This window comes from Bradyrhizobium uaiense (assembly GCF_010811875.1).
GTDB lineage: Bacteria > Pseudomonadota > Alphaproteobacteria > Rhizobiales > Xanthobacteraceae > Bradyrhizobium > Bradyrhizobium uaiense.
On record NZ_VKHP01000030.1, the window covers coordinates 37,898 to 51,531 of the forward strand.

At 64.3% G+C, this 13,634-nt stretch carries 12 protein-coding genes; 9 read left to right on the plus strand and 3 right to left on the minus strand.

Annotation, left to right across the window (positions count from 1 at the left end; translation table 11 throughout):
- Positions 1–216 precede the first annotated feature (216 nt).
- Positions 217–1,200 carry an alpha/beta fold hydrolase gene (locus FNJ47_RS10430; protein ID WP_163152992.1) on the plus strand — a complete coding sequence of 328 codons (984 nt, stop codon included), beginning with the start codon at positions 217–219 and terminating at the stop codon, positions 1,198–1,200.
- A gap of 82 nt (positions 1,201–1,282) precedes the next feature.
- Positions 1,283–3,019, plus strand: a complete 1,737-nt coding sequence (poxB, locus tag FNJ47_RS10435) for a ubiquinone-dependent pyruvate dehydrogenase (protein ID WP_163152993.1) — start codon at positions 1,283–1,285, stop codon at positions 3,017–3,019.
- Positions 3,020–3,096: 77 nt separating this feature from the next.
- Here the strand turns inward: poxB and cycA are convergent, their stop codons facing one another.
- A complete protein-coding gene (gene cycA, locus FNJ47_RS10440; RefSeq protein ID WP_163152994.1) occupies positions 3,097–3,489 on the minus strand; it encodes a cytochrome c-550 CycA in 393 nt (130 codons plus the stop codon).
- Positions 3,490–3,724: 235 nt separating this feature from the next.
- On the opposite strand from cycA, the gene FNJ47_RS10445 reads away from it, so the two are divergent.
- Together FNJ47_RS10445 and FNJ47_RS10450 are read left to right on the plus strand one after the other, a co-directional pair.
- Positions 3,725–5,218, plus strand: a complete 1,494-nt coding sequence (locus FNJ47_RS10445) for an FAD-linked oxidase C-terminal domain-containing protein (RefSeq protein ID WP_163152995.1) — start codon at positions 3,725–3,727, stop codon at positions 5,216–5,218.
- A gap of 51 nt (positions 5,219–5,269) precedes the next feature.
- Entirely contained in the window at positions 5,270–6,064 is a 795-nt protein-coding gene (locus FNJ47_RS10450) for a dienelactone hydrolase family protein (protein WP_235999794.1), read from the plus strand.
- A gap of 104 nt (positions 6,065–6,168) precedes the next feature.
- On the opposite strand, the gene FNJ47_RS10455 is transcribed toward FNJ47_RS10450, so the two are convergent.
- Positions 6,169–6,582, minus strand: a complete 414-nt coding sequence (locus FNJ47_RS10455; protein WP_163152996.1) for a hypothetical protein — start codon at positions 6,580–6,582, stop codon at positions 6,169–6,171.
- Positions 6,583–6,793: 211 nt separating this feature from the next.
- Between FNJ47_RS10455 and FNJ47_RS10460 the strand changes: the two genes are divergently transcribed.
- Complete coding sequence (locus FNJ47_RS10460; RefSeq protein WP_235999798.1) at positions 6,794–7,963, plus strand: acyltransferase family protein; 1,170 nt, start codon at positions 6,794–6,796, stop codon at positions 7,961–7,963.
- Between the two features lie 130 nt (positions 7,964–8,093).
- Positions 8,094–9,248 (plus strand): acyltransferase family protein, encoded by a 1,155-nt coding sequence (locus FNJ47_RS10465; protein WP_163152998.1) that lies wholly within the window; start codon positions 8,094–8,096, stop codon positions 9,246–9,248.
- Between the two features lie 54 nt (positions 9,249–9,302).
- On the opposite strand, the gene FNJ47_RS10470 is transcribed toward FNJ47_RS10465, so the two are convergent.
- Complete coding sequence (locus FNJ47_RS10470; RefSeq protein WP_235999799.1) at positions 9,303–9,788, minus strand: putative quinol monooxygenase; 486 nt, start codon at positions 9,786–9,788, stop codon at positions 9,303–9,305.
- A 198-nt stretch (positions 9,789–9,986) separates the two neighbouring features.
- Between FNJ47_RS10470 and FNJ47_RS10475 the strand changes: the two genes are divergently transcribed.
- The 3 genes from FNJ47_RS10475 to glcF are packed head-to-tail and all read left to right on the plus strand — an operon-like array spanning position 9,987 to position 13,260.
- On the plus strand, positions 9,987–10,676 hold the full coding sequence (locus FNJ47_RS10475; protein ID WP_163152999.1) for an ArsR/SmtB family transcription factor: 690 nt from the start codon (positions 9,987–9,989) through the stop codon (positions 10,674–10,676).
- A 32-nt stretch (positions 10,677–10,708) separates the two neighbouring features.
- Positions 10,709–11,947: an FAD-binding protein gene (locus FNJ47_RS10480; RefSeq protein ID WP_163153000.1), complete on the plus strand. Its 1,239-nt coding sequence runs from the start codon at positions 10,709–10,711 to the stop codon at positions 11,945–11,947.
- Complete coding sequence (gene glcF, locus FNJ47_RS10485; RefSeq protein WP_163153001.1) at positions 11,944–13,260, plus strand: glycolate oxidase subunit GlcF; 1,317 nt, start codon at positions 11,944–11,946, stop codon at positions 13,258–13,260. Before FNJ47_RS10480 ends, glcF begins: the two co-directional genes overlap by 4 nt.
- Positions 13,261–13,634: the final 374 nt, after the last annotated feature.

A 13,634-nucleotide genomic window follows, 5' to 3' on the forward strand; every position in this document is an offset into this window, starting at 1 on the left:
TAATGACGCAGGTATGAACCCGCTATCCACAGGCTGGGGGCACTGTGGACAACTCCGCGCCTGGGCGCGAGCCGGAAAATCGACATTGGCTTTCCGAACAAGAGCATGCCCGGGCAGGGGCCAAATCCGGTATCGGGCGAAACCTGACTTCGGCTACCTCGTAATTTCCGGGTGGCCAAGATCGTTCGGATACCCAAGACCTTTCGGACCCCCTCGATGCTGACCGCGATCATCGCGCTGGTGGCCGCAGGCCTGGCGCTGGCGCTGGCGACACAGCTCGGCGTCCAGCTGATCCAGCGCGCTTGTCCGCCTGAGGGCCGCATGATCGAGGTGTCGGGCGCGCGGCTGCACGTGGCCGAGCTCGGCCCGCGCGATGCGGCAGGGCCGCCGATCGTGATGCTGCATGGCGCAAGCTCCAACCTCCGGGCGATGCAGCCGCTCGGCGTCGAGCTTGCCAAGACGCGCCGGGTGATCCTGATCGCCCGGCCGGGCCATGGCTGGAGCACGCGCAGGCGCGTCGCGGATTCGACCCCCGCGGTCCAGGGCGAGATGATCGTGGAGGCGCTGACCAAAATCGGCGCCGACCGGGCGATCGTGGTGGCACATTCGTGGGCCGGCGCGCTCGCTCTGCGCATTGCGCTCGATCATCCCGATCGCGTCGCGGGCCTCATGCTGCTCGCCCCGGTCGCCTATCCGTGGCGCGGCGGCGCCGGCCGCTACAATGATTTGATCTCGACGCCGCTGATCGGACCGTTGCTCGCGCACACAATCACGCTGCCGCTCGGTCTCCTCGTGGCCAATTCGGGTGCGCGCGGCGTGTTCGCGCCGCAGCCAATGCCGGCCGATTTTGTCCGCGACAGCGAGACGTTGCTGTTGCTGCGCCCGCGCGAGTTCATCGCCAATGCACGCGACCTTGTGACGCTGAAAGCCGCCGTCGTCGAACAGGCTCTGCGCTACGAGGAGATCAAGGCGCCGGTCACGATCATTTCGGGTGAGGTCGACAAGACGGTCTCGACCGGCATCCATTCTCGGCCGCTTCCGGCCACGGCGCCGAATGCCAAGCTCATCGTGCTGCCTGACGTCGGCCACATGGTGCAGTACGTCGCGTCCGAACTCGTGGCGTCCGAGATCGAGGCGATGGCCGACAGGTTGGTCCAACCGACGGCAACAATGGACAAGACCGCGCCCGCGAATCTGTGATCCGGTAAGACTTGCGCGGCTCCATCGCGCTGAACATCATGCGGCCCGCGCGGTTCTCCGATTTCATCAAAGGACACCTCCCATGCGGATCGACAACATCGCCGACCTCATCGCTGAAACCCTTGCCCAGGCCGGTGTGAAGCGCATCTACGGTGTCGTCGGCGACAGTCTCAACGGCCTGACCGAGGCCTTGCGCAAACGCGGCACGATCGACTGGCTGCATGTGCGCCACGAGGAGGTGGCGGCCTTCGCCGCCGCCGCCGAATCCCAGATCACGGGCGATCTTGCGGTGTGCGCGGGCTCCTGCGGCCCGGGCAATCTGCATCTCATCAACGGCCTGTTCGACGCGCATCGCAGCCATACGCCGGTGCTGGCGATCGCGGCACAGATTCCGTCAGCCGAGATCGGCGGCGGCTATTTCCAGGAGACCCATCCGCAGGACCTGTTCCGCGAATGCAGCCATTATTGCGAGCTGGTGTCTGATCCGGCGCAGCTGCCCTACATGCTGGAGAATGCGATCCGGGCCGCGGTCGGCAAGCGCGGCGTGGCCGTCTTGGTGCTGCCGGGCGACGTCGCGATGCGGCCGGCGCCGAAGCGCGACATCGCGCCGAATGCCGGCCTGCTGCCGCCGGTGCCGGTGGTGCGTCCGGCCGAGACCGAATTGAACGCACTGGCCGCGCTGCTCAATGGTGCCAAGCGCGTCACACTGTTCTGCGGCCGCGGCTGCGCCGGCGCGCATGACGGCTTGATCAGGCTCGCCGAGACGCTGAAGAGCCCGATCGTGCATGCGCTCGGCGGCAAAGAATATGTCGAATACGACAATCCCTATGATGTCGGCATGACCGGCTTCATCGGCTTCTCCTCCGGCTATGCCGCCATGCATGGTTGCGACGTGCTGCTGATGCTGGGCACCGACTTTCCCTACAAGCAGTTCTTCCCGACCGGTATCAGCATCGCCCAGGTCGATCTCCGCCCCGAAAATCTCGGCCGCCGCTGCAAGCTCGATCTCGGCATCGTCGGCGACGTCGGCGAGACCATCGCGGCGCTGTTGCCGAAGCTGACGACCAAGACCGAGCGCAAGTTTCTCGATGCCAGCCTCGCGCATTACAAGGACGCCCGCGCCGGGCTCGACGATCTCGCCCGCGGCAAGCCCGGCCAAAAGCCGATCCATCCGCAATATCTGGCGCGCCTGCTCAGCGAGCAGGCCACCGAGGACGCGGTATTCACCGCCGACGTCGGCACGCCGACGATCTGGGCCGCACGTTATCTGAAAATGAACGGCCGCCGTCGGCTGGTCGGCTCCTGGGTGCACGGCTCGATGGCCAACGCGATGGCGCATGCGATCGGCGCGCAGGCGGCGCAGCCCGGCCGGCAGGTGGTGTCGATGTCCGGCGACGGCGGCTTTGCCATGCTGATGGGCGACCTGATCACGCTGACGCAGGCGAAGCTGCCGGTGAAGGTCGTGATCTTCAACAACAGCGTGCTCGGCTTCGTCGCGCTGGAGATGAAGGCGGCCGGCTTCATCGAGACCGGGGTCGATCTGAAGAATCCCGATTTCGCGGCGATGGCCCGCGCCATGGGCATTCACGGTGTCCGGGTGGAGGATCCCGGCGAACTCGAGGGCGCGATCCGCAACGTGCTCGCACATGACGGCCCGGCCGTGCTCGACGTCGTGACTGCGACGCAGGAATTGTCGATGCCGCCGACCATTACGCTGGAGCAGGTGAAGGGTTTCAGCCTGTGGGTGCTGCGCGCCGTGATGAGCGGCCGCGGCGACGAGGTGGTCGATCTCGCCAAGACCAATCTGTTGCCGCGCTGATCGCGCTCAAATCAAACAACCGGAAGGGGATGGCGATGCGAAGAACGCCATCCCCTTCCAACGTCCGATACCGCCGATTACTTCTGCTTGCCGTCCTTGTCGAACGACGACACATAGGCCCACAGGTTGTTGGCCTCGGTCTCGTTCTTGATGCCGGCGAAGGCCATCTTGGTGCCGGGGATCTTGGCCTTCGGATCCTTGATGTATTCGAGGAAGGTTTCCTTGTTCCAGGTGATGCCGGAATTCTTGTTGGCATCGGAATAGCTGTAGTCCGGCGCGGAGCCGGAGTGGCGGCCGTCGAGGCCGTTGAGCTCGGGTCCGACCTTGTTCTTGGCGCCTTCGCCGATCGCGTGGCAGGCGAGGCATTTGTTGAACGAGGTCTTGCCGGCTGCGGCATCCTGCGCCAGCGCGGAGGATGCGGTGGCCAGCGATGTGACGACCGCCAGCGCGCTCAAGGTCTTTAGGTTCATGGGGTTCTCTTCGTTTCGTCCCGGGAGGCAGTGTCTGGTTTGTGGCATGTCCGGCTTGGACAGGACAAGCCACGAAACTTTGACAGGCTTTATGACCGTCCGCTTGTCCCAGAGAGAACTCGGCATTGCGGGACGGGGCAATCCGACCTTCGGCCGGTTGACTGAAACAGGTGCAGACGTGTTTGATTTGTCGTAACAAATCGGCAAAGAGCAGAGCCCACCCAAGGGAACACCGATGTCCATCATGATGCCGGAGGCCGACCAGGCCGTCCTTGCTCGCCGCACAGAGATCGCGGCTGCCTTGCGCGCAATCGTTCCGGGCGAGGGCGTGATCGACAGTGCCGCCGAGATGCTGGCCTATGAATCCGACGGCCTGACCGCCTACCGGCAACCGCCGATGGTCGTGGTGCTACCCGATACCACCGAACAGGTGGCGAAGGTCCTGAAATATTGCCAGCAGCAGGGCATCAAGGTGGTGCCGCGCGGCTCCGGCACCTCGCTGTCCGGTGGCGCGCTGCCGCTCGCCGACGGCGTGCTGCTCGGTCTCGGCAAGTTCAAGCGGATTCGCGAAATTGACTTCGACAACCGCGTCGTCGTCACTGAACCCGGCGTGACGAACCTGGCGATCAGCCAGGCGGTCGCGCATGCCGGCTTCTATTACGCGCCCGATCCGTCGTCGCAGATCGCCTGCTCGATCGGCGGCAATGTCGCGGAAAATTCCGGCGGCGTGCATTGCCTGAAATACGGCATGACCACCAACAACGTGCTCGGCTGCGAGATCGTGCTGATGTCGGGCGAGATCTTGCGCATCGGCGGCAAGTCGGCCGAGAATGCCGGCTACGATTTGATGGGGATCATCACCGGCTCCGAGGGGCTGCTCGGCGTCATCACCGAGATCACGGTGCGCATCCTGCAAAAGCCGGAGACGGCGCGCGCGCTGATGGTCGGTTTCGCCGAGGTGGAAGCGGCCGGCGAATGCGTGGCTGCCATCATCGGCGCCGGCATCATCCCGGGCGGCATGGAGATGATGGACAAGCCTGCGATCCACGCCGCGGAAGCCTTTGTCCATGCCGGCTATCCGCTCGACGTCGAGGCGCTTCTGATCATCGAGCTCGACGGTCCCCAGGTCGAGGTCGACGAGCTGATCAAGCGGGTCGAGGCGATCGCGCAGGGCTGCGGCTCGACCTCATGCCAAATCTCGACCTCGGAGGCCGAGCGCAATCTGTTCTGGGCCGGCCGCAAGGCGGCCTTCCCTGCGGTCGGGCGGATCTCGCCGGATTATCTCTGCATGGACGGCACCATCCCGCGCGGCGCGTTGCCGAAGGCGCTGGCGCGGATCCGCGAGCTCTCGGAGAAATACAGCCTCGGTGTGGCCAACGTGTTCCATGCCGGCGACGGCAATCTGCACCCGCTGATCCTCTATGATGCCAACAAGCCCGGCGAGATCGAGAAGGCGGAGGCGTTCGGCGCCGACATCCTGCGCTGCTGCGTCGAGCTCGGCGGCGTGCTCACCGGCGAGCATGGCGTCGGGATCGAGAAGCGGGATCTGATGCCGGAAATGTTCACCGAGATCGACCTGAACCAGCAGCAGCGGCTGAAATGCGCCTTCGATGCCCAGGGCCTGCTCAACCCCGGCAAGGTGTTTCCCACCCTGCACCGTTGCGCCGAGCTCGGCCGCGTCCATGTCCATGCCGGCAAGCTGGCATTCCCGGATATCCCGCGGTTCTAGGGTGCGCATTCGTCAACGTCGGTTTCCGGGGCAAAAACGCGAGAGGTCAGCATGCGAACGAACATCATGGGAGCTCTTTGCGCCATCGCAATGGTCGCGAGCGCACATGCGGCGGTGAGGGAAGAGCCGGTCACCTACACGGACGGCGAGACCACGATGAAGGGTTTCGTCGTCTACGACGATGCGACCCAGGCCAAGCGGCCCGGTATCGTCATGGTGCACGAATGGTGGGGCGTCACCAAGCATATGCACAACGAGGCGCGGAAGTTCGCGGAGCAGGGCTACACAGCCTTCATTGCGGACATGTACGGCGACGGCAAGACCGCCGACAACCCGAAGGACGCTGGCGCGCTCGCGGGATCGGTGATGAAGGACCCGAAGGTAATGGAGGCGCGCTTCAACGCGGCGCGTGAGCAACTCGCCAAGCAAGCCTCGGTCAATCCGCAACGGATCGGCGCCGTCGGTTACTGCTTCGGCGGCGCCGTGGTGCTGAACATGGCGCGCACCGGCGCCGATCTCCCCGCCGTTGCCGGCTTTCACGCCACGCTCGGCCTCAACACACCCGCACCGCCGCCGGGAACAGTCAAGGCGAAAATCCTGATTCTGAACGGTGCGGACGATCCGTTCGTGAAGCGCGAGCAGTACGATGCGCTCAAGAAGGATTTCGATGCTGCAAAGGCCGATTATCGCATCATCGAGTATCCCGGTGCGGTGCACGCATTCACAAATCCCGAAGCCACCGAGCTCGGCAAGAAGTTCAACCTGCCGCTCAGATACGACGCCAAGGCGGATCAAGAATCGAAGGCCGAAGCAGCCAAGCTCTTCGCCGCAACCCTTCAGAAGTAAGCAAAAGGGGCCGCCGACATGGTGGCCCTTCTTCCATCCGGGCGGTCGTCGCCGCGCGACAGGCGATTGCCGGCAAGCCGGCATTCCCGGATATCCCCGCGGTTCTAATACCGTCGGAGCAGGCCGAGCGCGGCGCTGCTGTCGCCATATTCGGCGCAGGCCCTGTCGGGGTCTGAGATCAGCTCCGCCCGGACTCGCTTGAACGTCTTGCCGGCGGCTTCGGACACTTCGGGGCGGAATTTTTGCGGATCGTAGTCACTGCCGTCGTGGGCCTTGATGGCGGCGTCGAACGCGCCGACCATGGCCATCGCGGCGTTGGGGCTGCCGAGAAGTCTCGCGCCGAGTTGAACGCCCCCGGCGCCATCGGCTTCATAGCCGGCGCATCGTTGTTCGAGCACCGCGGCCGCAGTCGCGAGCTGGTCGAGGAAGGTCGCCTCGGCGTCGGTGAGCATGGCGGCGTGCGCCTGTCCTGCCGCGATCGTCGCGAGCAGCGCGATGACTGTCAGCTTGATCTTCACGGTGGTGGTCCTCCCTGCTGCCGTCGAGGCCGAATCGATACATTTCGACTGATCGCGCTAGCCAGCCGATAACCTTAACCGATGCTTGCTGCGACGGCCGTCGGCCAGCGGCCGCCGTCGCGGTCGCCGCAATTGCAGCGCGGACCCGTTTACACGGCCTTCAGCTGTTCCTCGGTATTTTCAGGACATGCATGTCTTCGGCAACATTTCGATGCCCAGCCTGGCCGATCAGCTGGCTCGCTCGCGCAATCGGCCCGCGGGCTTCGACTACATGCGGATTGCGCTCGCGTCGTCGATCATCTGCCTGCACAGCCTGAACGTGACGCTCGGGCTCGGCCCGACGCTGCAGATACTGGGCTCGCTTCGCATCGCGATAGCGATGATCCTCGCGCTGTTCTTCGCGTTGAGCGGCTTTCTGGTGACGGCAAGCCTGCTGAGATGCAAGAGCCTGATTTCCTTCCTCGGCCTGCGCCTGCTTCGGATCGGGCCCGCGCTGGTGGTCGAGACGACGTTGTCGGCCATCATCATCGGTTCGGTCTTCACCGAACTGCCGCTCACGCAGTATTTCGCCGATCCCAAATTCCACGCCTATTTTCTCAACATCGTCGGCGACATCCACTACGTGCTGCCCGGCGTCTTCCTGCACAATCCGATGCCCGAGCTGGTGAATGCCCAGCTCTGGACGGTGCCCTATGAGTTGTGGTGCTACGTCATCCTGGCGCTGCTCGCCGTGACGGCGATTGCCTTCAACCGGGTGGCGTATCTCGTGTTCCTGGTGATCGCCGAGATCGGCCTAGTCGGCTACGACATCTACCGCTGGGACGAGGTGCCGATCCAGCTTCGCCCGCACCTTCTGGTGTTCTGCTTCCTCGCCGGTGTCGGCTTCTATCTCTGGCGCGACAAGGTGCCGTTCAACCGGACCGCCTGCCTGCTGGCGCTGGTGCTGTGCGCCGCCGGCATGGCGACCGGACGCGGTGACGCGCTTGCTCCCGTGCCGGCCGCCTATGTCGCCTGCTATCTCGGCCTGATGAATCCGCGGCGGAGCTGGATCGTATCGTCAGGCGATTACTCCTACGGGCTCTATCTCTATGGCTTCGTCATCCAGCAATGCGTTGCGACGTTCGGCCCGTCGGTGCAGCACTGGTATCTGAACATCCTGATCAGCCTGCCGCTCGCCTTCGGCGTCGCCGTCGCATCCTGGCATCTCGTCGAGAAACATGCGCTTCGGCTCAAAGCTGCTGTCGAACGGCTGGAAGCTGCGATGCTCTCCAGGATTCCGATCCTCGGATTCGGCCGTCGGGCCGAGCAGGCCGAACGAGAGCCTGTTGTTCAGCCGGGGCCGATCAATCCAGTTCGACCGATCATCCTTTCCGGCCGATAGCCTTAACCGTTACTTACTGCGAACGGCACGTCGTGCAGGTTGTTCTTGCGACGATGTGCGCGTTATGCGTTTATATTTTGTTAGTTTGTTGCTGGATAGTTTCCGATGACATAGTTGTCTCGGTAATGACATGCAACCTAAGTTCAGCCTGGCCGATCAACTGGCTGTTTCACGCTATCGGCCCACAGGCTTCGACTATCTGCGGCTTGCGTTGGCGGCCAGCATCATCTGCCTGCACAGCGCGAACGTCGTCTTTGGGATCGATCGGGCGATGGAGATCCTGGGCCATATCCGCATCGGGGCCGCAATGGTTCTTGCGCTCTTTTTCGCCTTGAGCGGGTTTCTGGTGGCGGGCAGTTTGCTGAGGTGCAGGAGCCTGATTTCATTTCTCGGCCTGCGCGTGCTTCGCATTGCGCCCGCGCTTGCGGTCGAGACGACGCTCTCGGCCCTCATCATCGGCCCGATCTTCACTGCGCTTCCCCTCGCGCAGTATTTCGCGGACCCGAAATTCTACGCCTATTTCCGCAATATCGTCGGCCACATCCACTATCAGCTTCCGGGCGTGTTTCTGCACAATCCGGTACCTTTTGCGGTGAATGCGCAGCTTTGGACGGTCCCTTATGAGCTGTGGTGCTACGTGATCCTGGCGCTGCTCGCCGTGACCACGATCTGCTTCAACAGGGTGCTGTATCTCGTGTTCCTGGTGTTCGCCCAGATCGGTTTCGCCTGCCACGATATCTACCATTCGGACCTGCAATATCTTCACCTTCGTCCGCAGCTGCTCGTGTTCTGCTTCCTTGCGGGTGTCGGCTTCTATCTCTGGCGCGACAAGGTCCCGTTCAACCGTACCGCGTTCCTGCTCGCGCTGACGCTTTGTGCGGCGGGGATGGCCACTGGATACACTGATGCATTCATTGTCGGACCCGTCGCGTATGTCGCGTGCTATCTGGGGCTGATGAATCCGCGGCGAAGCTGGGTCGTGTCATCCGGCGACTACTCGTACGGGATGTATCTCTATGGAGTCGTGGTCCAGCAGTCAGTTGCGACGTTGGGCCCCTCGGTTCAGCACTGGTATCTGAACATCCTGATCAGCCTGCCGATTGCCTTCGCTGTCGCGTTCGTGTCCTGGCATCTCGTCGAGAAGCATGCGCTTCGGCTCAGGGCGCAGGTCGAGCAGGTCGAGACGACGGTGCTCTCCCGGATTCCGATCGCAGCCTTCTGGCGCAAATCGCCCGAGCGGATCGAGTTGGGTGCGACGCTCGGCGGCAGGCGCGTGCCGGCCTGATATTGCAGCGCAGGGGGAGGACCTGCATCACAAGCCCTCCCGCGGCGCCGTCACCTACAGCAGCGTGTATTGCGTCCGCTCGCGCTTGGCGAGTAGCGGCAATGCCTGCTCGGCGATGTAGGTCTTGAAGTAGGCGCTCTCCGCATGGGCCTTGAACGCGGCCTCGTCCTGGAACAATTCGTAGAACAGGAATTGCGCCGGATTGTCCTTGCCGCGGCCGATCAGGAACAGCTTGGTGCCGGGGTCCTTCTGCGCCTCGGGCAGGAAGCCGTCGAGAATTGCCGCGACCTTGTCGGCCTGCCCTTCCTTGGCTTCCCATTGCGCCACGACCAGAAGGCCTGACGTGTTGATCGCATCGCTGATGGTTCTCGTGCTCATCGCATAGTGCTTCATTGGCATTCCTCCGTTGCTTTGCTCCGATCGAGCCTGCGATCCGGCCCAGGGCGAGACGCCGGCGATCGTCATGATCGCGGCGAACGTGCCGATGGCCGATCGTCGGGTCTGCATCATCGTCGTGGTCGTGACTTCCGAACGTCTCATGTTCGCCTCCAGATGATTTGCGCCAACCGTCTTGCCGGCCGAACCGCAAGGCGAGAGATAGTGGATCGTCCTGTGAGCTCGGTTAGGTGACGATCGAAGTGTCGATGTCGTGAACATTTCGATCATGATCGAAGCGTTACGGATGGGCGGCGTGCGACAAACGCAAGGGCAATCCTTCGACCGACGCTGGAGCCTGCCATGCAGAGCATCGCACCAGAGCTTGCCGAACTGGCCGGGCTGATCGCCGATCCCGGCCGCGCCAGCATCCTGTCGCGCCTGATGGACGGGCGCGCGCAGACCGCGAGCGAGCTGGCGCTGGTCGCGGGCGTGACGCCGCAGACGGCGAGCTGGCATCTGGCGAGGCTGGCCGAGCGCGCGCTGCTCAAGGTCGAACGGCGCGGTCCGCGGCGCTTCTACCGGCTGGCCACGCCATTGGTCGCGCAGATGCTCGAGGGCATGATGACGGTTGCGGCGATCGATCCGCGTCCGTCCCGCCCGCCGCCGCGGATCGATGCGGAGATGCGCCGGGCCCGGACCTGCTATGACCACCTTGCCGGCGAGCTCGGCGTCGCCGTCACCGACGCGATGCGCCGACACGACCACCTCAACCTGGACCAGGAGGGCGGCGAGCTGACCGCTTCGGGCCGCGCATTTCTAGGCGATCTCGGCATCGACCTGCATGCGCCGGCGCGAAGCCGGCGGGTTCTGTGCCGGCCCTGCCTCGACTGGAGCGAGCAGCGTCTGCATCTGGCCGGGCGGGCAGGGGCCGCGATTGCCGACCTCGCGTTGCAGCGGGACTGGATCCGGCGCCGGCCGCAGGGCCGTTCCGTCGAAATCACCGCGGCCGGGCTTGTCGCATTCAGGGATTTGTTCGGTGCGCGCATTTGATTTCGGAGCCAAATTTCGATACCGCCTAGCGTGTGGAAACGCTCAAAGTCAGAGACAGCAAAGACGTCGAAGAGGTGGTGCGCGCGGCGGTCGCCAGCGAACAGCCGCTCGAGATCATCGGTCATGGATCGAAGCGCGCCATCGGCCATCCGATGGCGACCAATGCGGTGCTCGACGTCTCGGTGCTGAATGCGGTCACCTCCTATGAGCCGAACGAGCTGATCATCACCGTGCAGGCCGGCGCGCCGCTCGCCGACGTGCAATCCCTGATCGACGCCAAGAACCAGCAATTCGCCTTCGAGCCGATGGATACGTCGGTGCTGCTGGGCAGCGCAGGAGCCGGCACGATCGGCGGCATGATCGGCGCCGGCCTTGCCGGTCCGCGCCGCATCAAGGCCGGCGGCGCGCGGGATCACCTGCTCGGCGCCCACGCGGTGTCCGGGTTCGGTGACAGTTTCAAGACCGGCGGACGGGTGGTGAAGAACGTCACCGGCTACGATCTCTGCAAGCTGCTCACCGGTTCCTGGGGCACGCTCGCGGTCATGACCGAGGTGACGCTCAAGGTCATGCCGAAGCCGGAAGCCGAGCGGACATTGGTGCTGCGCGGGCTCGACGACGTCACCGCCAACAAGGCGATGACGGCGGCGCTGGGCTCGCCCTTCGACGTCTCGGGGGCGGCCCATCTGCCCGGCTCAATGCTGCGGTCCGCAACCGGCGCGCTCGCCGGCCTTGCAGCCGCCGGCCAGCCGGTGACGCTGCTGCGGCTCGAGGGCATTTCAGCGTCGGCGGTGCACCGCGCGGCCTCGCTGAGCCAGACACTCTCGACCTATGGATCGGTCGACAGCCTCGCTGACGACGCTTCCGTTACGATCTGGAGCGCGTTGCGCGACGTGGTGCCGTTTGCTGCAAACGGCGCGCTCGGGGCCTTACCGGTGTGGCGCATCGTTTGCCCGCCGGCCATGGGCGGTGCGCTGGGCCAGGTGCTGGCGCGCTCGACCGGCGGTGATGTGATCTACGACTGGGGCGGTGGGCTGATCTGGGCCGCGGTGCCGCAAGGCGCCGATGCGCAGGCCACGCTGGTCCGCGGCCAGGTCGAGGCGATCGGCGGACATGCCACTCTGATCCGCGCCGGCGAGGATGTGCGCCGTGCCGTCGACGTGTTCCAGCCGCAGGCGGCCGGGCTTGCCGCGCTCGGCGAACGGGTCCGGGCGAGTTTCGATCCGAGGTCGATCCTCAACCGCGGCCGGATGATGCGAGGCGGGGCTGCATGAAGACCGAGTTTACCCTGGCGCAGCTTGCCGATCCCGACATCAAGGAAGCCGACAAGATCCTGCGCGCGTGCGTGCATTGCGGCTTCTGCACCGCGACCTGCCCGACCTATGTGCTGCTCGGCGACGAGCTCGATAGCCCGCGCGGCCGCATTTACCTGATCAAGGAGATGCTGGAGAAGGACAAGCCGCCGACGGCAGACGTGGTCAAGCATATCGACCGCTGCCTGTCGTGCCTGGCCTGCATGACCACCTGTCCGTCGGGCGTAAACTACATGCACCTCGTCGACCAGGCCCGGGTCAGGATCGAGCGGGACTACCAGCGCCCGATGGCCGAGCGGCTGCTGCGGTCGGTGCTCGCCTTCGTGCTGCCGCGGCCGGGCCTGTTCCGGATCAGCATGATCATGGCCGGGCTCGCCCGTCCGTTCGCGGCGCTGCTGCCGACGCCGTCGGTCGGCGCGGCGAACCCGGGCCTGCTGCGGCGGATCAAGGCGATGCTGGCGCTGGCGCCGCGCAGCCTTCCGCAGCCCGGTCCGGCTGCGGGAACCGTGTTCGCGCCGATCGGCCGGCGGCGCGGCCGGGTCGCATTGCTGCAGGGCTGCGCCCAGCAGGTGCTGGCGCCGCGCATCAATCAGGCCGCGATCAACGTCCTGACCCGGCACGGCGTCGAGGTGGTGCTGGTCAAGGACGAGCAATGCTGCGGCGCGTTGACCCATCACATGGGGCAGGATGACGACGCGCTGGCGCGCGCGCGGGCCAACATCGCGGTGTGGCAAAGGGAAGCGGACCAGAACGGGCTGGACGCCATTCTGGTGACGACGTCGGGCTGTGGGACAGTTGTCAAAGACTACGGCTACCTGCTGCGCGAGGACAAAAGATTCGCTGGGCCGGCCAAGCAAATCTCGGCGCTGGCGAAGGATATCACCGAGTATCTCAGCACTCTCAAGCTCGCACCTTCAACGCAGAAGGGCGACGTCACCGTTGCCTATCACTCGGCTTGTTCGTTGCAGCATGGACAGAAAATCACTCAACTTCCGAAAGAATTGCTTTCCAAGAATGGATTCGTGGTGAAAGATGTACCTGAGAGCCATTTGTGTTGCGGTTCGGCGGGGACCTACAACATTCTCCAGCCCGACATTGCGAGCAGATTGCGCGATCGCAAGGTCGCCAATATTGCGCTTGTCAAACCGGACATGATCGCTGCGGGCAATATTGGCTGCATGGTTCAGATTGCCGGCGGTACGTCAGTTCCTGTGGTGCACACGATTGAGCTTCTCGATTGGGCGACAGGAGGTCCCCGGCCAGGATTGAATTGATCGACTGCCACTCGAGCATGATCCGGACCCCAGCCTTGCCCTGACGCAGCGTGTCTGACGCAATGTGAAGGACCGGCGCTTCCTCAGCCACAGACGCGAAGCGATCGCGCGGCCATCATGCCCGACAAGCGAAGTGGAGGGTGCCTCTCCCCGAGGTGCAGTCAACGACCGGCAAGCGATCACTTCAATACGCGGTGGACTCAAATCAGCGGCAACAGGAGGACCACGATGGCGAAGGCGAAGAAGGCGAAGAAAAGCAAGAAGGCCAAAAAGGCCAAGAAGGCGGTAGCGGCGAAGAAGAAGTCCGCGAAGAAGTCGGCCAAGAAGGCCGCGAAGAAATCAGCCAAGAAGTCTGCAAAGAAATCGGCGAAGAA